The following is a 22,919-nucleotide window of genomic DNA, read 5'->3' as shown; positions in this document are numbered from 1 at the left end:
TCAACCGAGCAAGGAACCAAGTCATGAACCAAATAAACCAGTTAGAGACTGAAAAAACAAATCTCACCGAAATAGATCTGACCCAACCCGAAACCATTACTCCCATTTCCTTCGCTGACCTCACGCTCAATATTCCAAACATGACCACGCCCGTAGTTGGCTACGACGGCGGCATCAACAAAGCGGCCTTGAATGTTCAGCGAGATAAGGGTTTGCGGTGCATTCTTAAGCCCTATCTGGAGATGGCTGAAGATGACTTCATCGAGCTATTTTGCGTAAACACTGCGACGCCCGTCGCATTTCATACAGTGACCGCATACGAAGCCGAAAAAGGTCTGCAAATCCCTTTATATATTCCTTTTCTGCGACTGAATGAGGGTTCTGTAGGACCAGTGTTTTTCCGGGTAACACGCGGATCAGGTGGTGCGAAGGACGAAACAAAGCACTTCACATTAAAGGTCGATACTCTGGAACCTGGTGGCCGCGACCCCATCGCCAGCACACCTCAGAATGAAAACCTCACCAAGCCGATTTTCGATAGGGAAATCATCGATAACGGTGTTACAGAAAAAGATGCGGAAAAAGGTGTGGCCGTTCTCATCAACTATTACCCCATTGATGAATCGCTCCAAGCCGGGCATCACAGGTCAACACGCGATGTTATTCGACTGAGTATTAATGGAGTCATCATTGAGCATCCTGTGACCGAAGGCGAAGCCGCCAGCAAGGACCCCATCAAAATAATCATCTATCAGAAAAAATGGGAGGAGATAGGCAGTGGCGAGCGTGTCTGCGAGTATGAAGTAGTTGACGAGACCGGTAACTATTCGCTGGGCTGGTCTCCGATGCAAATTATTTCAGTCTACCTCAAAGATGCGACGCCACCACTGCCAAAGCCGTTCATTGAAGACACTAATAATGATGGTGAAGTGGACCTCGATGAGTTAAATGGGACTGATGCCACAATCGTTGTGTACGTACGCGACCGAGACTATCTGCCACGGGATCTGATACAAATACAAGCCGAAGGGCGTACAGAAGATCACGTCATCATCAAAAAGTCTTACGAGTACGAGGTACTGAGCGTTACACGGGACGCAAGAATTCTTCTTCCCTTTGAGGATCTATGGCCATTGGTCAAAGGCAGTTTGCGCTTGCGCTACGAGCGAATCCGCGCGGGAGTTACACCTAACCGAAGTTCACAAGTTGAGGTGGTAAACATCATCGGCACCGGAAACTCAAAAGGATTGCCACCGCCGTTGGTACTTGAAGCGCCTGATGGAAATTTAAAGCCTGATTCAGCAACTGTTACAGTACGAATCGAGCCTTTTACTGGGCAAACAGCATTCGCAAGCATTAAGCTCAAACTGGTTGGCACCCTTGCCAATGGCACGGGTTACTACCGGGAAGTCGGGCCACGCCCAGCGGGTAGCGGGCCAATAACTATCCGACTGATCAATGGGCCAGAGGGTGAAATAGCCAAATTGGAAGGTGGCACGCTTGAGATCTCGTATATTGTAACGCCCGAGAAACCTGGCCCCTCACGTGAATCCCAGTCTATACATCTCGAGATTGGGGACATCGTCGCCTCTTTGCCAGCCCCCATGGTTGAAGAAGCTCCGCCACCAGACTTTGTGTATAACCCAGAAGTCTCAAAGTATGGCGCAACTATCGTTGCTCGAAAAAACGCCGCATTTACCTTGGACAGCATTGTCACCCTGCACTTTGAGGGCAGTGTGGCGGGAGGAAGTGCAAAACCTCAACCCTTCAAAATCACCCAGAATTGGCTCAATGAAGACTTGTATTTTTTCGTAGACCAGTTAACGGTAGAGAAAAACAAAAACTACTCGGCGCGAATCTATTACACCCTGTCCAAAGAATATGAACGTACACGCTTTTCACACGCGCTCATCATGAAGGTCGGCGCACCGTTGAATCTGCCAGAACCCGAAGTGTTACAAGCGACTGTGATCAACCCAGGAAAGGCGACAATGAATCCGGCGCATGTTCTGACGCCTGCGCTATTCACTATTCGCGTCCGATATTCGCCCATGCTAGATACCCATCAAATCAACGTGGACTTCATGGGAGCCATAGGGCTGGGCACTCCTTATATTCCCTCACAATCTGGAAATTCGGCTCAGGGTTTTGTTGATTTCAATGTAAGCAATACCGCTGTAGCAGCCAACTTGGAAGGTACATGCACAGTCAAATATGAAGTCGTCAGTGCGGACGGAAAAACCCCCTCAAAAGAGCTGACCCTTGAAGTACAACCCTTGCCCTCTTCACTACTGAACGTGGTGAGCATACCCGAAGCGGTAGGAGGTGTCATTGACGCCAACCGTAAAAATAACGTACTCACCCTCGACTATCCATTTATGGGATTAAATCAAGAGTATTTCATTAATCTCAAAAGCCAAAGTAACCGCTTGCTGACTGGAAAAGTTTCACCGGAGGAATTCACAGCCAAGAGAATAGTGAAAGAGATACCTGCTGACTACTTACCCAGCCAACCGAATGGCAGCGACGTCACAGTGGAGGTCAGGGTCTCCTTAAATGGAGTTGGTGATCTCAACTCAGCAACCCGCCTTGGTGTTCCGCCGCCCTATAAAATAAAGAAAGCGATAGGAATAATAAACCATATTGACGTAGGTGGTACGCCAACTTGGCTGGTCACGAGCCCCAACGGGAAATTTTTATACGTCACCAATAACACAACCCACTCCGTATCGGTTATCGATACGACCACAGACAAAGTCATACATACTATTACCGGGCTGAACGGCCCATACAGTCTTGCAGTACATCCGGACGGTTCGCTTCTGTATGTGGGCAATCTGGGAGACAAGACAGTTTCCATATTCTCAACCGCCGACTACAAAGAGCTACTCCCAAGAATCCCCGGCTTCAATGCTCCCCATGGCATAGTCATAAATGACAGGGCGACACGTATGTACGTGACGTGCAATGCGGATGGCTACATTTACGTACATGATGTGGCCAGCAGAGGGCGTCTATCCAGTATCAAAATACTCTATCCAACGGGCATTGCTTTAAACCCCTCCAATAGCCGTCTTTACATTGCAGACTACAGTAGGGTGTCGATCCTCGACACATCAACAAATCAACTGGTTGGCACCGGGATCCCCGGCTTCAACTACCCGAGGGATATTGCGTACAGCCCGCACAACATCGCAACACCGCGTGTCTATTTAACGAACCAGAATTCCAATAATGTCATCATCGTTAACGCAGGAACCAACATCGCTCATAAGACTCTCAGTGGTTTCCTTCAACCCTATGGAGTGGCTATCAACCCTGTGATTGAACATGCCTATATCACAGAGAACACCGGCAACTCATTGAAAATAATTGATGTCAACACGGAGGAGGTCATTGACACTTTCACCGGTCTCAACCAGCCACGAGGCGTTGCCGTACTCCCGAATGGTTCAAAATTCTATGTTGCTAACGCCGGCGGTCACACTGTGACCGTTTTCTCTGCATAACCCACTGCAACTCTGTAGGTAAAAAAAAGCCCCGATTCGCAAGATCCGGGGCTTTTTTACCGCGTTACACGTGAGACGTTCACATCCTTAAAAGTCGTAACGCAACCCCACGTTCACGCCCCAAGGCTGGTCAATGCTCTTGCCCATGCTACGCTCCACATCGGCATGCACTTTCCAGTTCTTCGACACCGCCATGGCGACACCGGCAGCCATCTCAACCCGCGATCCCGACAGGTCGTTGTTGAAGCTGTTGCCGTTGACGGACACCTTGTTGCTCTGGTTGAACTCATGGGCCACTGCAGTACGCAGGTACGGCTGCAACACGCTGCCGCTTTCCAACTGGATATCGCGCCCGGCAGTCACACCCAGCTTACCCACCACCGAGGCCGTACGTGCGCCTTCGGCTTGCAGACCGTTGTCCAGTTCGTAGCTCTGGCGCTGGATGATCGCCGTGGCCAACTGGCCGTAAGGCTCGACGAAGTAACCGTCATCCAGCTTGATATTACGCCCCACTTCAGCAGAAGCCGTGACCGCGTTTTGCGTGTAGTTGCCCTTGGCTTTCTTGCCGTCGCTCATGGCCACGTTGGACTCGTTGTGCAAGCGGTTGAACTTGAGCACACCATCGAAGTAAAGACCACTTTGCGCGTCCATCCAGGTGGCATAACCGCCCAGGTAGTAGCTGTCGACGCTAGCCTTGCTGCCGCGGCTCAGGTCCAGGTCCGAGGTGCTGTGACCGGCCATGAAGCCTGCCAGCCATTGGCCATCGCCACCGGACAGCGGCACGTCGGCACGTCGGCACGTCGGCACCCAGGGTGAAACCACGCTGGGTCTGGTTGTACTGCATGCCTTTATCGCTGTTGTTCACTTCAAATTTGTTGCCATAGGCACGGCTCCACAACCCGGTCGATTGACCGTCGCTATGACGCAGCTCACCCATGCGGGTACGCAGGTTGGTCATTTCACCGTACAACACACTCGGCGCTGCGTTGGCCAGGGCCAGCACGGAGTTGGTGCTCGGGCTGATCACCTTGCTGCCGGGGTCCAGCAGCCAGTCCTTGCCTTCGTTGTCATCGACCAGGCTATAGGAATAGGTGCCGACATCCACCCGGTCCCCGGCCAGGCTGAACTTGGCGCCACCGTCTTCGGTGTGCACCACGTGCAGGCGATCTTCTGACAACGGATCGGCGCCGCTGCTGGCGATCAGCAGTTTATGGTCGCCCGAAGAAGTGCCGGTGACATTCAGGAAATCGCCGGTCAAGGTAGCGAAATCCGCGCTCATGACGAACGTGCCATTGCCTGACAGGTTGTCCACGTCCAATTGGTAGAACGTGCCGGTTTCGCCAAACTTGACGTTACCGCCACTCAGGGACAAGTCGCCCACGTGCTGGTTGTCGACCATCACCCAGGTAGCATCAGTGTTGACCGCCAGCTTGTCGACATTCTCCAGGCGGCCGGTAAGCACCGAGCCATTGTTCACACCAACACTGGCACTGCCGCCGTTGTTGATGACATCACCCGTCAGAATTGCGTGGTCCAGGTTAAGGTCCAACGCGCTGTCGGCACCCACCTGAATATTGCCATCCAACTCGCTGAAGCGCACGCGCATGTTGGCCGAGCCGCCCTGGGTCAGCTCGAGCATGTTACCGTTCTGACCCTGCAGGGACGAACCATTGGTCACGTCGATTTCAGCCGTGATCGGCCCCCGCACATTAATCGCGGGGCCATCGAGGCCCGTCACACGCGAGCCGTCGAGTATCAGATGAGGCGACTCAAGGGCAGTTGCACTTTCAAGGGACATCACAACGCCCGTGGTACCACCGGTAATTTCGCTGCCCGTGGCGATTGCGGCCCCTCCCAGGAGCCTCAACCCTTGCTGGCGTTGGCCCACCAGCACAGAGTTGTTCAACTCCAGAAGGCTATGGGACGTGACGTTGGCCCCATAGGTCGCTCCAGTGATTTCACTATTGTCGACTTGTGCGTAGGACCCCGTGGTCGCGCCCACCTGGCGAGCCACGTTCAAGCCGCCACTGGTGTGGCTGGTAATGCGCGCGTCGGAAATAGTGGCGCTTGAATTGCTGAGCGCAATGGCCGCCTGGGAGCCATGGACAGAACTCACAGTGGCGCCTGTCAACGTCAAGGTCGACCCGCTCGTCGCACGTATTTCTTTAACGTTGGCGTTCTTGTGAACAGTAAGCGTCGCACCTTTTTGGGCCAGATAGTCGCTGGCTGCGGACCCCGGGCGGACGTCATATTTGCCGCTGCCCACCGTTCCGTCCACCACAATCGTCGACATTGCCTGTTGACTCAACAGGCATAACGGTGCGGCGGCTACGAGCTTGATGATCGATGATAAACGCGAATAACGAAAACGCTGGGAAGTAGGAGAAATCATGTTGTGTAGCCTCAGAATTAAGTACCAGTTCGAACCCGGAACCCGTATCGAAGAGGTTTCCGTTTTCCACGGTGCAGAGACTAATAACGTGAGTTCCCAAAGAGCGTAGGACTTTCCTTAAAGTACAAACTTAATAAAAAACCCCACCCTCTCAAGCGAGAGGGTGGGGCCCCGACAGTCAATCAAAGCGTACCTTTGACGCGCGACGCACCCGGAACACAATAGCCAGGAATGTTGCCTCCCGAACCAACCAGATCCCAGGCTGCCCTCACCTCGTCGGACCTGCCCCGATCTCCCGTGGAGGGGCGCAGAAGCCTCCAACGCACACCGACGATGCCTCGGCCATTATTGCCTGTGACGTCTTGAAGCCAGACCTTCAAATCCAGCGGGACGGTCAAGCCAAGATTGACATGCTCACTGTTGAGTTCGAATTCAGCGGTCTCTATGGGCGCCCCGACAGGCGCGCCAGGAGCGTTGAACGCGTATCTGAGAGCCTCGATGCGCACTTTGTCGCCAACCACGAGCCCGGGATCCAGAATCTTGACAGGCACACCTAGCCAAGGCTGCCGAGCACAGTTAATGGCATAGGTGAAGTTCGGGTTGCCTGTAATAACGATGGCATTTTCAAAGGTCACAGGCGTCAGGCTACCGATGTTGAAGATCTCCACGACAACATCTTGATTCGGAGAATGCTTATAGTTGATGGCATCCCGAATAACGCAGTGGGTTTCAATGGTGCCGTTGCCCTTGACATCGATAGTGGCCCACGGCACGGTAAAAGGCACCGGAAAATCGGCCGCTTCCACCCCGGTTACCGAGTAAGTCCCAACGACATCCCCCCCATAGACATAGTCAATGAAATCACCCACTTCCAGCCCCGGTGGTAGGGTGAAAGTGACGGTGGCATCGAAGTTGCGATCTTTCTCGAAGAGGCGGTTATCGGGTTTGGGGTCGGGGCCCCCACCGAGCAGAACGGGCTGTGCCAAGTTTGTGTCTACAGGGCCTTCACCAGGGTTTTGCCCACCGGGCTCACGCAGGTCGACATCCACTTGCACCACAGCTGCGTTGTAAGTGGGGCTGCTTTGGCGCTCAATCATGACTTTGATATCCGCCGTATAGAAATTCCCGCCTGCCGCAATAGCTGCAAAACGTGCAGGGATGTCAATTGGGAAAACGGGCATGCCAACAGATTGACGATAGATCTCAATAGTCCCCCATAACACGACCAGGGTGTCGTTCTGCAAATGGCCGGTCAGGCTTTCCAACCGCACCGTTGCGCCGTTACGGGCCTCTGCTTTATCAACCAATGGCGCTTCCAACACACTGACGGGACCAAACACGGGCGCTTCGTTCAGACTCACTTGTACGTAGTTTGGAATAGACAACGTAGTCGTGTTGCCAGACCGATCAGCCAGGTTATATCTCACGTCTATCGAACCTGACCGCTCAAGAATCGTTGCAGTTGGAATATGACCAGTAATGTCGCCTGTCACCGGCACGTCATCCTCGATCGCAACGATATTACTTCCCACAAGTACTCGATAAGTATCACCGCCACGCCGGTCTGCCGGCGTGGGAATGGTGAACTCCAAACCCGGTTTACCCACGAGAAAGGCTGGGGTCAGTTCGGGGCCGTAATCTTCTATTATGACCCTCGAAGGTTGATTGCCATAGTTAGGGTCCTGCGCGTCTACGTAAACCCGATTGATGTTGTAATTAACGTCATTGCCGCTGAGGTTGAGCACATGAACGCTAATGTCTTTGACACCGTTGGTTTGCAAGGCCGACTTGGGGCCCAAATCCACAATTACCGGATCAGGTAAAGTGATAGCTGCGTCGTAGGTCTCAATATGTACCGGCCGGTCATTCACAGAGACGGTGAGTGTATCGAAGTCATTAATAAAGCCGGTACGGTCCCACAGGTCAACCCTTAGACTGAGTCCGCTCAATTGAAGCGCCCTTGGCACCACATTCCGGTGGTTGTCGCCATCAATGGCCGCCAATAAACCAGGGATCGTCGGAGCAGGTAAATATGTGGGATCGGTAACGGGTTCTTCCCACTCTTCCATGGGGCCTACAGGGTCGTGACTAACAGGTTTACTGGATGTGTTGGACATGATTCAAACTCCTCAAAAGAATAAGTATCTGTCCGGGCATAAAACGACGGTAAGACTAAACACCCGGGTGTCATTTTCTAAACGTATACCGACCCTGCAGAGGTCTGAATTGGCAAACCTGCTGGCGTCTCATTCATTTAATGCCATTTCCCTTTAACGCGTAACTGTCAAACTTGACAGTATCCCTTGCGGCTCGACTGTGATGCTCGCAACCACGAGCACCTCCTCCACTACAAGTACATTGCACCCTTCGCCACTACGCCTAATCGTCCGACACGCAAGGCGGTGAGTTGGGCCGAATCAATGTGATGAACACCAACTTACGCTCGGAATACCCCATGCCTGCACCTGCCGGTTTGATGATCTGGTAGCGCGCAACCGCAGAGCCATGCCGAGGGTTGGTTTGCCCTTCTGGTGGCTTGATCAGCCCCGGAAGCAAGATGTATGGGTCAAACGGAATCTGAAAGACATATCCCTCACGGGCTTCTCGGGCCGTCAGCGTATGGCTGAAGGACTTGATGGTGTCAGGAATGACAGCGCCGGCGAAACCATTAGGGTGCGCATAACTGGCCCAGTGCAAAAGCACCTCATCACCGCCGTCCAACAGCGTTGGATCCCCGGGTATTTTAACGCCGGCTCCGTTTACCCAAGGTCGCAGATGGCAGCTGATAAACCCAGCGTCCGGGCCAGGTCCGTAGTTGACTCCGACATACTCAAGGGGTTTGAGCCCAACGATAGGCACCGTATTGATCATTACCGGTGTGTCTGGCGCGCGTTGCCGGTTGACCCCGTTGAAGGTCCAGTAAAAGAAAGGAACCCAACCTGTATCTAAAAGCTCGATGATGTTCCAGTCGACGAACCACTCAATTTCCCGACCCGCGCTATCTCCCGCTTGTACGGTGTAGGTCGCGATGGGCCCGGGAAAGCTCCCTGCCATCAGTTCCAACTTTTGATCAACATCGGGCGCGCCATACAACGAGGTAATCACGCGTACCGGCTTACCCTCGTCGTTGATAGTCAATTGGTTGTCACCATCTACCCCCTTCACTGTCACCACGTCCAGCAATAGGTTGATAGGGTTTGGGTTATTCGGGCTCACCGGCCCGGCAACCGTCAGATCCACAGCAGCAAAGCGGGTGATCGATGGCCTGGAGGGGGCAACGCCTCTCTGCCAACTGTATTCTGCCCTCACAGTCCCGGAAACGAACTCGTAACCGCCGCTGGCCAACACCGAATACGGAATCGGCACCCTGATAGGCCAATCCTGAAAAGCTGAAATAACGATGGGGTCCAGCGGTATAAGATCCCATGACGGTAGGAGACGATCCCCTTCTGTTGAGCCGAGTACTTCGAGGATATTCATATATACCCCGCCTTCAGCACGGGCGTCATTGAGGGTTATACGCCCATCATCCAACTGCGGAATTTCAACCGGACGCAGGTCGGTGGGCGTAGGCGTCAGATTGATTAACAGGGGAGCGGTACGTGATGGGCCCGACTCACGCCCCGAGCGGTCTTTCAAAAAGTACTGAGCGTTGTACTCCCGATTGGCCAGACCGCGAAGAAAAGCGCCCGGGAAATGCACCTCGATGGGCCGAGCCCCATCCTTGTGCGCTTGAACAATGGTGGTGGTGGCAACGATGTCCAAATGGCGTGGACGTTTGCGCAAAGGCTTGAGAAAAGGCAGTGGTATTAAATAAGCCTCCACCACATCCCCCAAACGTATGTCCGGCCATATCAAATCAATAGTAGCTGTCACTCTGTCCAGATTGGCGGGATTATCCAGATATTCATCCGTTACGCCGTCATCTTCGATGACCTGCGGGAGCTGGAAACGCGGACCACGCAAGCCGTTATTTGGCCCGACCTTGTCACTGTCCAATATTGTCGAAAACGAAGGCCCCCCTGGGTTACCACTTGATTCTCTTAATATGACCTCGTAGCGCAATCTATGCAGGCCGGGTACTTCCATGAGATGGGGAGGTACCAGAGAGTCAACGTCAGGCAGGTCGCTAGCATCATAAGGCGCCTCCAGCCTCTTCTCATCAAACATCTCGTCCCCCAAGAACCACTGGACAAGAGTGACATCCCCTGGATCAAGTACATTATTGCCGGGCCACAACGTAGGCACTTCAACCCTCAGCCCTGTGCTTTGAAAAAATACCGGTATTTTATGACCGCGGTCATCTGCCTCAAGGTCTAATACATCAGGTGCAACAGGTGCATCCAGGACCAGCACACCTGCTTTTGTGCCACGACTGGAAGGCGGATTAAGCGGATCGTACTCAGACATATCGACTCTCCTAGACGACTATCAGGTTGAGGCCCTCGACCACCTAAAGGGTACTGACCCCATCCAAAGATCACGGAGAGTAGTTAAGGCAATTTGCCCCCAAGCGGATACTGTCAGAACTAACAGGTGCTGCGTCCCGTGCAGTTTTGTTCAGCTTGGCTAGAACGATAAAATTCTTTCGAATCATCGAATTGCAGATGTGAGACGGCATAGCACGCCTCGCACGCATCAGACAGGCGGCAACACCCAATCAATCGGTGTCTCACCGCTTTGCTCAAGAAACTTGTTGGCCCGGCTGAAATGCCCACATCCCAGAAACCCGCGATACGCGGACAACGGCGACGGATGCACCGACGTCAGCACCAGATGCTTGGTGGCGTCGATCAGCTTCTGCTTGCTTTGGGCGTGAGCGCCCCACAGCAGAAACACCAGATGGGGCTGATGCTCACTGACCACCTCGATAATCCGATCGGTAAAGAACTGCCAGCCCTTGCCCGCGTGGGCGTTGGCATTCGCCCGCTCTACAGTCATGGTGGTGTTGAGCATCAGCACACCCTGGTCGGCCCAGCTTTGCAGGTAGCCGTGGTTGGGGATGTCGATGTTCAGATCACGCTTGAGTTCTTTATAGATATTGACCAGTGACGGCGGCGCCGGTACGCCAGGTTGCACCGAGAAGCACAGGCCGTGGGCCTGGCCAGGGCCGTGGTAGGGGTCCTGGCCGAGGATCACCACCTTGACCTTGTCCAGAGGGGTGGAGTTAAGGGCGTTGAAAATCAACGGACCGGGCGGGTAGATCTCTTTGCCGGCGGCATGTTCCTGGCGCAGGAACTCGCGCAACTGGGCCATGTAGGGCTTCTCGAACTCATCGCGCAGGGCGTGTTTCCAGCTGGGTTCGAGTTTGATACGGTCGCCATCGGTCATAGTTGAATTGTCTTGTAAAAAAGAATGAGGCGAACCCTAGGAAAGCCGACCCCGCTTGTCAATTGATCTGACACACCCCCGGCACTTTCCCACGAAGGGATCATACTCATCCTTCACCTTCTCGATTGAGGTCACAATGAACCTGCACTTCGAAGAACTGGCCGGCAACGGCGGTGCGCGCATAGGCATCGCCAGCCTGGACGCTCAAAAATCCCTCAACGCCCTCTCCCTGCCCATGATTCTGGCGTTGGCAGAGCGCCTGGATGCCTGGGCCAACGACCCGCAAATCGCCTGTGTGTTGTTGCGCGGCAATGGGCCAAAAGCCTTTTGCGCTGGGGGTGAAGTGCGCAGCCTGGCTCAGGAGTGCCTTGAACAACCCGGCGAAGTACCGGCCCTGGCCGCGCAGTTTTTTGCTGCCGAATATAGCCTCGACTACCGCTTGCATACCTACCCCAAGCCGCTGATTTGCTGGGGCCACGGCTATGTATTGGGCGGTGGTATGGGTCTGTTGCAAAGTGCCTCGGTACGTATTGTTACGCCGAGCAGTCGCCTGGCCATGCCCGAGATCAGCATCGGGTTGTACCCGGATGTAGGTGCCAGCTGGTTTCTGTCTCGCCTGCCGGGCAAGCTCGGTTTGTTCCTGGGCATTACCGGCGCCCATGTCAACGGCCGCGATGCCCTGGACCTGGGCCTGGCTGACCGCTTCCTGCGTGATGACCAGCAAGATGAGCTGCTTGACGGTTTGCTGCAACTGAACTGGCAGGAACAGGCCGCAATGCAGCTCAACAGTTTGCTCAAGGCCCTAGCCCAGGAAGCGGTCGGCCAACAACCCGAAGCGCAATGGTTGCCGCGCCGTGGGCTGATCGACGAATGGCTGGATGTGGGCGATATACGGTGTGCCTGGCGCGCATTGAGCCTGTTGCGTGATCACAGCGATCCGCTCTTGGCGCGCGCGGGTAAAACCCTCAGTGAAGGCTGCCCGCTGACGGCACACCTGGTGTGGGAGCAGATTCAGCGTGCCCGTCATCTATCGCTGGCACAGGTGTTTCAGATGGAGTACACCATGAGCCTCAATTGCTGCCGTCATCCAGAGTTCGCCGAAGGTGTTCGAGCCCGCTTGATCGACAAGGACCAGACACCTCATTGGCATTGGCCGGATATCAATACCCTTCCGGAAGCGGTGGTGCACGCGCATTTCAACAAGGCATGGGAGGGCAGGAATCCTCTGGCGGACTTATCTGACTACTGACAGGTTTGTTCGCTTGTCGTTGACGTTGAAAGCGCAGTTGTCCGGCTGGCTGTCCGTGCAGGTATATACCGGCAGTGTGAACGCACCGGGCCGCAGCTCCCAATACAAGGTGCTGGTCAATGACATGTTGATAATTTTACTGTCCTTGTAGGGCCTCAGTGCTACCACACCGTCCCAACCGGTGCGGTAGATGCACTTATCCATGTAGCCGTTTTCCCTCTGCTCGTCCTCGCCCGGTATGAAGACCGCGCCGATGAATCCGTCGATAAAGCCCCGATACTTGACCTTCGGGCTTTGCCACCGCAGGCCGTTGTCCTCGACGCGATAATGCCCGTCGACATACGAGACCTGCGCCGGGTAAGGACAGCCTTGCTCCGCTCTGGCCGATGCAACGATGCAGCTCATCAGCAGGAGCACACAAATCAGTTGTTTGAACATAGGGATTCCATCTGCTCAGTTTCACCACGCAAAGCGCAGGGCTTTTCGCTAGTGAAATACAGCTATCGCCTCAAAGATAGCTGTTAAATCTGACAGTACGGACATACGGTACCTATAAAAAACGGCGCTTGATGCGCCGCTTGTTTTTCAAGATATTTAACGATGACCGCCGCGGCCACCTCCGTGATCGGAACCACGCCCATGCCCGCCGTTGCCCCAGCGATTACCCCACCCTTGGTTGGAGTAAGGCCGGTAACCCGCTCTTGGGTAATAACGCGGTGCCGGCTGGTAATAACGCGGCGCCGAATAATAGCGAGGTTGTGGTGCATAGTAGCGAGGCGCTGGGGTGTAATAACTGCGCCCATAGGGAGAATAACGCGGGCCGCCGTAATAATAGGCGGGCGCCGGTGCGGTATAGACTTCGGAGCGATAGTAAGTGGCGCCTCCATCGTAGTAGGGCACACAAGCTGACAAGGTCAGGCCGAGCAAAGCGATAAGCAGCAGTCGTCTATACATGGCGGCCTCCTGGACCGCGGAAGAGCTCCTCCAGCGACGCTGGAGAGCGGCATTCAGCCTTCACTGAATGACGAAATATCTGACATCAAAAACCGAATCTGGTGCGCCTACGACATAAGTAGAAACATCTGTTTCAGACCAAGTGAATGCTCGCCTTCAGGACGCGGCGATGGAACCGGACTCAGCGGCGCTGTATCGTGCAAGGACTTGTGCGCCCCTGCCCGATTCCTGCCTGAACCGACCGATGACCACACCCACCCTTTGCCCTGCCTGCGGCGCTCGCAACGACTGCACCCTGGCCGATCCGCGTACCGCCGACCAGCCCTGCTGGTGCTACAGCGTCACCATCGATCCGGCGGTGCTTGAAGCCTTGCCCGATGAACTGCGCAATAAAGCCTGCCTGTGCCCGCGCTGTGCCCAGGCGGACGAACAGTTGCGTAACCGCAATGCGCGTTGATCGTTTCCTCAGCAACCTGGCGCAGTTCAATCGCCAGCAAGTGCGCCTGCTGCTGGCGGGACGCCGGGTGACCGTCGATGGTGTCGTGATCAGCGACCCTCATCATCCAGTACGCGAATTCAGCCATGTCTGCGTTGACGGTGAAGTACTGCAGGCAGGCAAACCGGCGCGCTATTTCATGCTGCACAAACCCCGGGGCTGCGTGAGTGCCACATCGGACCCGCAACACCCCACTGTCCTGGACCTGCTGGATGTACCGGACAAGGCCGAGCTGCATATCGCCGGTCGCCTGGATTTCAATACCACCGGCCTGATGCTGATTACCAACGACGGCCAGTGGTCGCGGCGCCTGACGCAACCACAGACCAAGTTGCCCAAGGTTTACCGCGTGGAAACCGAGCAGGACATCGGTGCGCAGTACGCGGTGACTTTTGCCGAGGGTGTGTATTTCGCTTTCGAAGACCTCACCACCCAACCTGCCGAACTTGAGTTGCTGGGCCCAAGGACGGCGCGCTTGAGCATCATCGAAGGCCGCTATCACCAAGTGAAGCGGATGTTTGGCCATTTCAACAATAAGGTGACAGGCCTGCATCGCGAGCGGATGGGCCCGCTGGCTCTGGATACAAGCCTGGCGCCGGGCCAATACCGACCATTGACCGACGACGAAATCCGGCAGGTCTGACGACCGTTCGGCCAGCGACGGCAAAAATCCGGCCTTTAAACTTGCGGCCTGCCGGTTGTGCTGCTTGACTCAGGGCTGCGCCACATCATGACTGATGAGTCGCTCCATAATCTCCAAGAAACACCTTGCCTCGCCCGCGCTTGATCTGCGGGCCATCCCGGCAAACCGCCCTTCATAACAATACCCGCCGGCCAGCCGTCATCGGACCGACATGGGCCCTCATTTCCAGGCGTATGCCTACCTGTCACAAAGCTCGTGCAGAGTGATCTGCGCGCACTACCCGCTTGCCAGGAGTCTTACGACATGAGGCCAGAAATCGCTGTGCTGGATATACAGGGTCAGTATCGGGTGTACACGGAGTTCTATCGCGCGGACGCGGCTGAAAAGACCATCGTCCTGGTCAACGGCTCCATGGCGACCACGGCGTCCTTCGCTCAAACCGTGAAAAGCCTGTACCCGCAATTCAATGTGGTTTTGTACGACCAGCCTTACGCCGGCCGTTCCAAAATCCATAACCGCCATGAGCAGATGCTGACAAAGGAAGTTGAGGGCCAGATTCTCCTGGAACTGCTCGATCACTTCGCCGCAGAGCATGTGCTGTCCTTTTCGTGGGGCGGTGCCGCCACGCTGGTTGCGCTTGCACACCGGCCTCGACGTGTGGAAAAAGCCGTGATCAGCTCATTCTCGCCAGTGATCAATGCGCCGATGCGCGATTACCTTGAGCGCGGTGTCGACTACCTCGGCAACCTCGACCGCGACCGCGTCGGCCACCTGGTCAATAGCACCATCGGCAAGCATCTGCCGTCGCTGTTCAAGCGCTTCAACTACCGCCACGTCAGCAACCTGGCCGAGCACGAATATGGGCAGATGCACTTTCACATCAGCCACGTACTCAACAGCGACCGGCTTTGCTACCTCAGGGCGGCCAAACAGATCGACATTCCGGTGCTGTTCTTGAACGGCGAATGGGACGAATACACCAGCGCCGAGGATGCCAGGCTGTTTGGCCAGCATGTGGCCAAGAGCAGCTTCAGCACCATCCAGGCCACGGGGCACTTTCTGGATATGGAGCACAAAGCGGCGTGCCGGGATAGCCGTGAGGCAGTGGTGGGCTTCTTGAAACCAGAGCGACAGGTGAGCCGGCTGCGATATCACCAGGGGCAGACGCAGCATGCAGCTACCCTTTGAAATGGAGACTGGCGACGGTGAACAAGCGCCTTCGCCACACGCAACCCACACATTTTTCAAAGAAAAACTTCAAATTGCAGCGAACATCTGGTACAAAGTCAGCCGCTCTGAGCGGGTATAGTTTAGTGGCAAAACGAAAGCTTCCCAAGCTTTAGTTGAGGGTTCGATTCCCTCTACCCGCTCCACTTGAATGCGGCACCTGCGTCAGGCTAAATCTGGCGAAGGATGCATGGAAACCGGTCCCTGGTGACCGGTTTTTTTATGCCTGGGATTTGAGGTTCAAGAACGTTGTGCACTGACCAGCTCGGAGTTGACAGGCTTCCAGCCCACCAACGCGATCAACAGGGTCAGCAGTTGCAAACCGATGATCAGCCCCACACACCCGGCCCAGCCCCAGCGCTCCCAAATCAGCGCCGGCACGATAGCTCCGCAGCTACCGCCCAGGTAGTAACAGGTCAGGTAGACCCCCACTGCTCTTGCCTTGCTGTCGCCAGCGTTGGCGGTGATGAAGGCATTGGCAGCGGCTTGGGCGAGGAACACGCCGGTGGAGCTGAAGGCCAGACCTACCACGATGCACCACAGGGAAGGCACCAGGGTCAGGGCCGAACCACAAACGCCCAGCACCGCAGCGATGCTCAGCAATTGGGCCTGTGGGCGGGCTTTGCTGAGGCGGCCGGCGATGGGTATCACGATCAGCGCCAACAGAAATACCGTGTACAGCGCTCCCAAGGCCGCAGGCCCGAGGTTGAAAGGCGGTAGGCCAAGGTACAAACCTGCGTAGGTGAAGGCGGCGACCTGTGAAAATAACACGCAAAAACCTACGGCATACGCGGCCATCAGCGGCGTGCGTAAAGCACCTGACCAAGCCGCCTTGGCCGGCTTCGCCCGCGGGCGATTGGCGGGCAGCAGAAACTGGATGAAACCGCCCACCATCACGCTCAACACGGCCAGCCACTCAAACGCTTCGCGCCAGCCCACGTACTCGGTCACCACCCCAGTGACGAACCGGCCGGCGAACCCACCCAGCACGGTACCCGCCACATACAGGCTGGTGACTTCAGTCACCGTGCCACCGCTCCAGCGATCGCCGATGTAAGCCACGCTCGTGGCGAACACTATGGGGATCAGCATGCCCTCGACAAAGCGCCAAACCAACACTTCAGCAAAGCTGTCAGCATAGGCCGTCATCAACGCCGGCCCCGCCAGCAACAGCGCCGCCAGGCTTATCACCGTGCGTTGCTCGAAGTACCGGGTCAGGTGGCTGACGAATGGCGCAGTGATCGCCACCGCCAGCGTGGTTACGGTAATGCTCCAGCCCGCAGCCTTGGCGCTGATGCCGAACTGCGCCGCAAACACCTGCAGGATGCTCTGGGTGGCGTAGAGGTTGAGGAATGCGGCGCAGCCACACAGGAACAGGGCAAGGCGGGCACAATGCAGACGCGGTTTCATGAAACCTCTCGTTTTATTTTGTGCGGCCTTTATAGAATGGCCGGCGTGCCTTTAACCAATACCGAATTCCGACCGATTGATACCCAAGGATCAGGATGCTCGACCTACGCAAGCTGCGTTACTTTCTGACGGTCGCTGAAGAACTGCACTTCGGCCGTTCTGCACTTCGCCTGCATCTGGCCCAGCCGCCGCTGACTCGGCAGATTTCTGCGCTGGAGGCAGAATTGGGGTTCAAGCTGTTTGACCGCACCAGCCGCACGGTCACCCTCACCGCTCAGGGGCGTTCGTTCCTGCCCTATGCCCGCGGTGTGTTGGAGCAAGTAGAACTGGCGCAAGTGATCGCGCGTAAATTGGCCGCCGGCACTGCGGGCCAACTGGCACTGGGATATGCCAGCTCAATCGCGCTGTCGGACCTGTTCAGCCAGGCGATCCAGGCATTCGCCCAACGCTTTCCCGATGTGCAGTTGACCCTGGTGGAATGCGCATCCGGCAGCCTGGGTGCCCAGGTGGCGGACGGACGCCTGGATATCGGCTTGAGCCGCCTGATGCCGCAAAGCGCCGATGTCCAGGCGTTATCGCTGGGTGAGGAGCGATTGGTGGCCGCCGTCTCCAGCGACAGCCCATTGGCCAGTCAAACGATGCTCGGCGTGGCCCAACTCAGCACTTATCCGCTGATTCTGTTTCCGGCCGATTACGGGTCTGGCTTGAACCAGTCCATCGAGCAACTTTACCGACACCACGGCCAGCCCCTGCGCCCTGGGCCGACCGGGCGACAGATCACGTCGATCATTGCCTTGGTGGCGGCCGGGCAAGGCGTTGCGCTGGTCCCGGAATGTACCCAGAGCTTGATGAACAAAAGCGTGACGTATCGACCGCTGCAGGAAGTGGATGCATGTGCGCAGTTGTTGGTACTTACCCCGACATCAGGAAGAGGCGTATTGGTGGATGCATTTATTGGTGTACTTGAACAGGTATTACACATCCGGTAATACCGCGAAAAATCCCGCAATACGTCTCGGCGGCGCCATTCCAGCGCCGCCATACACTTCCTTCAACCGCTACCGAAATACCGGACATCGACCATCGGTAGGTAGAGTGTTGATAATTTTTTTTCAGTAGTTATAGTCACCACCAACACACACCACAAGGAGGTGATGTGGATAGCCGCTATTTGATAGGTCACATCGTTGCAGACGGTTGGTATCTGGTGCGCATCAGGGGCAGTCATCATCACTTCAAGCACCCGACAAAGCCCGGTCTGGTCACGATTCCTCATCCAAAAAAGGACCTGCTGGATAAAACCGCCAAGAGCATTTTGAAACAGGCTCTGCTGAGTTAACCGTCCCTGGAGGGCAACACACATGCTTTATCCCATCGCAATTTCAACGGGCGACGAGGACCACGCCTGGGGCGTGGAAGTCCCGGATATTCCCGGGTGCTATTCCGCCGGCGATGACCTGGACGACGCCATGGCCATGGCCCGCGAAGCCATCGAGGGGCACTTCGAGATCCTTGCAGAAGATGGCGCGCCGATCCCCTGCGCGCAGAAAGTCACCTTGCACGCCGCCAACCCACAGTACGCAGGCTGCACCTGGGCGGTGGTAGACATCGACGTCACCAAGTACCTGGGCAAGGCGCAAAAACTCAACATCACCCTGCCGGGGTATCTGTTGAATCGCATCGATGACTATGTACTGAATCACCCGGAAGAAAAAAGCCGCTCGGGGTTTCTGGCGTCCGCGGCACTCAAGGTATTGCAACAGGATCGATAATCGCGGCGAAGCAAAACCGAAGGGTTTACCGGAACGTTCAGCTGACGAGAATTTGACCGCAAGAAACGTAGTTTCCAGACCCGCTGGCGGAACTAGAGTAGCGTCATGCCCATTAAACGCCTGTTCGAGGAGCCCGCTCATGACTTACCAATTCAAGCTCATGCCTTCCCCTGTCGGTGAACTGACCCTGGTGGCGCGCAACGGCAAACTGAGCGCCATTTTATGGGAAGTGGAACGCGCAAACCGTGTGCGCCTGGGTGAATTGGTCGAGGCCAATGACAGCCCGATATTGCTGGAAACCCAACGCTAGTTAACGGAGTACTTTGCCGGATCGCGCAATCGGTTTGAGCTGGAGCTGGATTTCGCCGGTACCGATTTTCAGAAACAGGTTTGGCGGGCTCTGCTGACAATTCCCTTCGGCGAAACGCGCAGCTACAGCCAGATTGCCCAACAGATCGGCAACCCCAAGGCTGTACGCGCAGTCGGTGCGGCGAATGGGCGTAATCCGATCTCGATTGTCGCCCCCTGCCACCGGGTGATTGGTGCATCAGGCGGGCTGACCGGATTTGCCGGGGGGTTGCAGGCCAAGCAGTATTTGCTGGCACTGGAAGGCGCAGGTCAGGCAGAGCTGGCGTTCTGACTTAGGCGGCGACTGAACCGTTTACCGAGATATTTGTTAAAAGAAATTTCAAAGAACTGCTGTGGTCAATTATTCATCACCTCTTCACACAGGAAACGGTAATGAAATTCTCCACGGTCTCGCAAACCCTGTCCCGCTGGGCAGGCAGCCCCCGAACCTTCTACACAGCCGTCGCACTGATCCTGATATGGAGCCTGAGCGGGCCCTATTTCCACTACAACGACACCTGGCAACTGATCATCAATACCTCGACGACCATTATCACGTTCCTGATGGTGTTCCTGATCCAGAACACGCAAAACCGCGACAACGATATCCTGCATATCAAGATTGATGAGCTGCTGCGCGTATCCAAGGATGCGCAGAATGCCGTGCTCAGCCTCGATGGCCTGGACCGCAAGGAACTGGAAAAGCTGCGCCAGGAATACCGCGACATTGGCAACACCAGCAGCCTGAGTTTGAACAACGGTTGCACCGACAACGTGGCGCCGACCAAGACGGACCTGAATCAGGCATAGAAAACGGCGGTTGGGTAGGCCCCCACCGCCGATTTCATTTCACGCTACGGTCTCAACCGTCGCCTTGATGACCCTTGCCATAGGTTGATGCCAGGGCACGGGCTTTTTGCAGACGCTCTTCGAGCTTGGGCAGCGTCTCATCCACCAGCGCTTTTATCTCCGGCACATCCGACGCGGCACCTTCTTTCTTGAACAGGGCGATGGCGTCTTCGTTTTCCTTGACCTGCTGTGCGGTATAGGCAGCGTCAAAGGAGTCACCGTCCTTGAGTTCGGGCATCAGGGTTTCGGCCTTATCGACGATCTTCTCCCGTGGCGCGACCGGCAAATCGAGCTTCTTGGCGATGGCTGCCAAGTGCTGGTTGGCCAGGGTGCGCTCGTTGATGACCTCAATGGTGTAGTCCTTGATCTCTTGGGACGAGGTCTTGGCGTGGGCCATGCGACTGGTTTCGATATCGGCCATACCTTTGGCCGAAGCCTGCTCGATAAATTCAGCAGGCGACTGGGCGAAAGCATTGCTGGCGCCGAGGCCCAGCAGCATCGCGAAACTGGCGGTGCGTAACCGGATAGCCATGCGGCTCATGATGGGTTCCTCCAGAGCAAAAATAGGTACGGGGATCTACACCCGCCCTGGATTCGAATTTTCAGAGCCGCAAAGGTTTAGAAAAAACTTATCAGTGCGACGAACGGTTGTCGTCATTTCATGCCGGCTTGCTTGCAAACAAGCCCGGCAATGCATGCGCCAGGGCATTAATGGCAAAGCCGATGAACATCACGCCGCAGAGCTTGGTGATCAGGATTTCATGGCGTTGATACACCGTGCGCACTCGTTGGGCACCGACCACGCCGATCAAAATCCCATAGGCCAACAGGCCGCCCACAAAGCTCACGAAGATCAGCGACGGCAGCATCGACCACGTCAACAACTCGGCACGGCTGGACAGCAACGCGGTGAAAGTCGCCACGGCAACCGGATAGGCTTTGGGGTTGGTCAAGCCGAACACAATGCCATGCCAGAACGGGTGCCGCGCCGCGCCCTGGGGGGCATCGCCGTTGCGGCGCTGGGTACGGATCGCACGCCAGCCGAGCCAGAACAGATACACACCGCTGAGTACGCCCAATACATCAAACGCACTGCTGCCCACTTCTCGCGCACCGACGATGGCAATCAGCGCAGTACTGCACCACACCACATCACCGAGCAAATGCCCGCACAAAAAACCCGCTCCGGCACGCCGGCCACGCGCAGCACCGATGCCGAACACGGCCAAAACACCTGGGCCAGGTGTAATACCGTAGATAAAACCCGAAGCAAGGACGGCGAGCAGCAAGGATGGGGTCATGAATAGACGCTCTGACGGATTCTTGAAGGTGATTGATTCTGCATGTTTCACTGCGGTGGGTAAAACTTCATTCCTGCGTAAGGCTTGGCGCGACAAGCTTGCAGGCGCGAGGCCAGATCACCGACATGAACCTCCAGCTTGTGGCCGTCGGGATCGAGGAAATAAAACGACGCGCCTTCACTGCGGTTGTCACGCCACTCCTGCACGCCGGCGGCCCGCAGGCGTTCGACCAACGCGGTGAAATCAGCGGCATCGACGGTGAAGGCATAGTGGGTGTAATCCATTGCTGCAGTGGTCGAGCGCACCGGATCCAGCGACAGACACAGCCAAAGCCCGGGCAAGGACAGGTAAGCACCGTTGTCCCAAGTGGCATCGAGTTGAACACGCAGCAGATCGTGATAAAAACTGACGCTGCGCGGCACGTCGGTGACGGCCAGGGTCAGGTGGTTGAAGCCGGTTAGCATTTAGGTTTTCTCTTATTATCGGTGACCATCGGACAATACACCGCGCACCCGCCCAATCAACCACTGCAACCCAGAATCACCACCCCGCCGCACATGCCAGGCCAGCTCAAAAGCAAACGAGGGAATATGAAACGGCGGTGGCACGGTCAGCAAATGTTGATGGTCGATATTCAGTAAACCCCGGGACGACACCGTCAAAATCAGGTCCGTGCCCTCGATCAACTGTGGCGCCACGCCCCAGTGCGGCAGGCTGATTGCCACATGCCGCCGTTCACGTATCGCAGTCAGTGCCCGTTCGATTTCCGGGGTACCGCTGCCGCGCATCTCCAACAGCACATGTGGGCGCGACAGGTAAGTCGGCAGGTCCAGCGCACCGCTGGGTGCAAGGCTGTGGCGGTCGACCAGGCAGGTGTAATGCTCTTCGAACAATGGCGTCGTACACAGTTCGGCGGGCATGTCGGGGAATACGCCCGCCGCCAGGTCGAGATCGCCATTAAGCACGCCGTCAACCATGCCTTCGCGGCTGGCCTGGATGATCTGCAGGTCGATGCCCGGCGCTTCACTGCGCAGGACGCGGACCAATCCTGGTAGGAGGATCGCTGCGCTGTAGTCTGACATTGCCACGCGAAAGCGGCGCTTGGCCGAGGTGGGGTCAAAACGATTCGGCGCCAATAATGCCTGCACCTGGCCCAGCGCTTCGGCCAATGGCGCTGCCAACTCCAGAGCCCGAGCCGTGGGCACCAGCGCGCCGCCCTGACGCACCAACAGCGGGTCGCCAAGCATATCGCGCAGCCGCGCCAACGCGTGGCTCACCGCCGGCTGGCTCAGGTGCAGGCGCTCGGCGGCGCGGGTCACGTGTTGCTCGCTGAGCAAGGCGTCGAGGATCACCAGCAGGTTAAGGTCGATGCGGCGTAGATCATTCATCAGCTGCATGGTCTGTATAAGAACTTGGAATTTAAATCTGCGCGACGAAT

The 22,919-nt window shown here is 56.1% G+C and carries 19 protein-coding genes, 1 tRNA gene and 2 pseudogenes; 11 read left to right on the top strand and 11 right to left on the bottom strand.

Translation table 11 applies throughout. From position 1 onward, the window contains the following. The first annotated feature begins 23 nt into the window (after positions 1–23). The gene (locus PSEBG33_RS27050; RefSeq protein WP_005785976.1) at positions 24–3,509 is read left to right on the top strand and encodes a YncE family protein; all 3,486 of its coding nucleotides are present in this window, start codon (positions 24–26) and stop codon (positions 3,507–3,509) included. An 87-nt stretch (positions 3,510–3,596) separates the two neighbouring features. Here PSEBG33_RS27050 and PSEBG33_RS27915 read toward each other — a convergent pair. From PSEBG33_RS27915 to ung, 4 genes and pseudogenes are all read right to left on the bottom strand, one after another. Then, positions 3,597–5,901: pseudogene (locus PSEBG33_RS27915) on the bottom strand (autotransporter outer membrane beta-barrel domain-containing protein). Between the two features lie 182 nt (positions 5,902–6,083). After that, the gene (locus PSEBG33_RS19355; RefSeq protein ID WP_005785973.1) at positions 6,084–8,018 is read right to left on the bottom strand and encodes a hypothetical protein; all 1,935 of its coding nucleotides are present in this window, start codon (positions 8,016–8,018) and stop codon (positions 6,084–6,086) included. 262 nt (positions 8,019–8,280) lie between these two features. Then, positions 8,281–10,311, bottom strand: a complete 2,031-nt coding sequence (locus PSEBG33_RS19360; RefSeq protein ID WP_005785972.1) for a hypothetical protein — start codon at positions 10,309–10,311, stop codon at positions 8,281–8,283. A 228-nt stretch (positions 10,312–10,539) separates the two neighbouring features. Then, positions 10,540–11,232 (bottom strand): uracil-DNA glycosylase, encoded by a 693-nt coding sequence (ung, locus tag PSEBG33_RS19365; protein WP_005785971.1) that lies wholly within the window; start codon positions 11,230–11,232, stop codon positions 10,540–10,542. 136 nt (positions 11,233–11,368) lie between these two features. Between ung and PSEBG33_RS19370 the strand changes: the two genes are divergently transcribed. After that, positions 11,369–12,481: an enoyl-CoA hydratase/isomerase family protein gene (locus PSEBG33_RS19370; RefSeq protein ID WP_005785970.1), complete on the top strand. Its 1,113-nt coding sequence runs from the start codon at positions 11,369–11,371 to the stop codon at positions 12,479–12,481. Here PSEBG33_RS19370 and PSEBG33_RS27040 read toward each other — a convergent pair. Together PSEBG33_RS27040 and PSEBG33_RS27035 are read right to left on the bottom strand one after the other, a co-directional pair. Next, the gene (locus PSEBG33_RS27040) at positions 12,467–12,919 is read right to left on the bottom strand and encodes a DUF3757 domain-containing protein (RefSeq protein WP_032803349.1); all 453 of its coding nucleotides are present in this window, start codon (positions 12,917–12,919) and stop codon (positions 12,467–12,469) included. The two genes, PSEBG33_RS19370 and PSEBG33_RS27040, sit on opposite strands and share 15 nt — an antisense overlap. A gap of 156 nt (positions 12,920–13,075) precedes the next feature. Further along, the gene (locus PSEBG33_RS27035; protein ID WP_081883289.1) at positions 13,076–13,435 is read right to left on the bottom strand and encodes a hypothetical protein; all 360 of its coding nucleotides are present in this window, start codon (positions 13,433–13,435) and stop codon (positions 13,076–13,078) included. A 244-nt stretch (positions 13,436–13,679) separates the two neighbouring features. Between PSEBG33_RS27035 and PSEBG33_RS19375 the strand changes: the two genes are divergently transcribed. From PSEBG33_RS19375 to PSEBG33_RS19390, 4 genes are all read left to right on the top strand, one after another. Then, the gene (locus PSEBG33_RS19375) at positions 13,680–13,892 is read left to right on the top strand and encodes a cysteine-rich CWC family protein (RefSeq protein ID WP_005785969.1); all 213 of its coding nucleotides are present in this window, start codon (positions 13,680–13,682) and stop codon (positions 13,890–13,892) included. Continuing rightward, the gene (locus PSEBG33_RS19380) at positions 13,882–14,574 is read left to right on the top strand and encodes a pseudouridine synthase (RefSeq protein WP_005785968.1); all 693 of its coding nucleotides are present in this window, start codon (positions 13,882–13,884) and stop codon (positions 14,572–14,574) included. Before PSEBG33_RS19375 ends, PSEBG33_RS19380 begins: the two co-directional genes overlap by 11 nt. A gap of 303 nt (positions 14,575–14,877) precedes the next feature. Then, on the top strand, positions 14,878–15,762 hold the full coding sequence (locus PSEBG33_RS19385) for an alpha/beta fold hydrolase (RefSeq protein ID WP_005785967.1): 885 nt from the start codon (positions 14,878–14,880) through the stop codon (positions 15,760–15,762). 111 nt (positions 15,763–15,873) lie between these two features. Then, a tRNA-Gly gene (locus tag PSEBG33_RS19390) sits at positions 15,874–15,947 on the top strand. Between the two features lie 94 nt (positions 15,948–16,041). Here PSEBG33_RS19390 and PSEBG33_RS19395 read toward each other — a convergent pair. Continuing rightward, on the bottom strand, positions 16,042–17,211 hold the full coding sequence (locus tag PSEBG33_RS19395) for an MFS transporter (protein ID WP_005785966.1): 1,170 nt from the start codon (positions 17,209–17,211) through the stop codon (positions 16,042–16,044). A gap of 95 nt (positions 17,212–17,306) precedes the next feature. Here PSEBG33_RS19395 and PSEBG33_RS19400 point away from each other — a divergent pair, with 95 nt between their 5' ends. The 5 genes and pseudogenes from PSEBG33_RS19400 to PSEBG33_RS19410 all read left to right on the top strand — a co-directional run bounded on the left by PSEBG33_RS19400 (position 17,307) and on the right by PSEBG33_RS19410 (position 20,141). Continuing rightward, positions 17,307–18,200, top strand: a complete 894-nt coding sequence (locus PSEBG33_RS19400; RefSeq protein WP_005785965.1) for a LysR family transcriptional regulator — start codon at positions 17,307–17,309, stop codon at positions 18,198–18,200. 167 nt (positions 18,201–18,367) lie between these two features. Then, positions 18,368–18,550 carry a type II toxin-antitoxin system HicA family toxin gene (locus tag PSEBG33_RS28505; RefSeq protein ID WP_003189411.1) on the top strand — a complete coding sequence of 61 codons (183 nt, stop codon included), beginning with the start codon at positions 18,368–18,370 and terminating at the stop codon, positions 18,548–18,550. A 22-nt stretch (positions 18,551–18,572) separates the two neighbouring features. Continuing rightward, on the top strand, positions 18,573–18,983 hold the full coding sequence (locus tag PSEBG33_RS19405) for a type II toxin-antitoxin system HicB family antitoxin (protein WP_005785962.1): 411 nt from the start codon (positions 18,573–18,575) through the stop codon (positions 18,981–18,983). Between the two features lie 139 nt (positions 18,984–19,122). Then, a pseudogene (locus PSEBG33_RS29910) lies at positions 19,123–19,623 on the top strand (methylated-DNA--[protein]-cysteine S-methyltransferase). Positions 19,624–19,724: 101 nt separating this feature from the next. Further along, positions 19,725–20,141, top strand: coding sequence for a low affinity iron permease family protein (locus PSEBG33_RS19410; protein ID WP_005785960.1), 417 nt, complete (start codon positions 19,725–19,727; stop codon positions 20,139–20,141). Positions 20,142–20,193: 52 nt separating this feature from the next. Here PSEBG33_RS19410 and PSEBG33_RS19415 read toward each other — a convergent pair whose 3' ends face one another. The 4 genes from PSEBG33_RS19415 to PSEBG33_RS19430 form a co-directional block, all read right to left on the bottom strand. After that, complete coding sequence (locus tag PSEBG33_RS19415) at positions 20,194–20,721, bottom strand: DUF4142 domain-containing protein (RefSeq protein WP_005785958.1); 528 nt, start codon at positions 20,719–20,721, stop codon at positions 20,194–20,196. A 118-nt stretch (positions 20,722–20,839) separates the two neighbouring features. Then, complete coding sequence (locus PSEBG33_RS19420) at positions 20,840–21,481, bottom strand: LysE family translocator (RefSeq protein WP_005785956.1); 642 nt, start codon at positions 21,479–21,481, stop codon at positions 20,840–20,842. Between the two features lie 47 nt (positions 21,482–21,528). Continuing rightward, a complete protein-coding gene (gene fos / locus PSEBG33_RS19425; protein ID WP_005785954.1) occupies positions 21,529–21,945 on the bottom strand; it encodes a fosfomycin resistance glutathione transferase in 417 nt (138 codons plus the stop codon). 15 nt (positions 21,946–21,960) lie between these two features. Beyond that, positions 21,961–22,878, bottom strand: coding sequence for a LysR family transcriptional regulator (locus PSEBG33_RS19430; protein WP_005785953.1), 918 nt, complete (start codon positions 22,876–22,878; stop codon positions 21,961–21,963). Positions 22,879–22,919 lie beyond the last annotated feature (41 nt).

This window comes from Pseudomonas synxantha BG33R, from assembly GCF_000263715.2.
GTDB classification, from domain to species: Bacteria; Pseudomonadota; Gammaproteobacteria; order Pseudomonadales; family Pseudomonadaceae; genus Aquipseudomonas; species Aquipseudomonas synxantha_A.
Note: the sequence above shows the minus strand (reverse complement) of the source record. Positions and strands in the feature narration are given on the sequence as shown.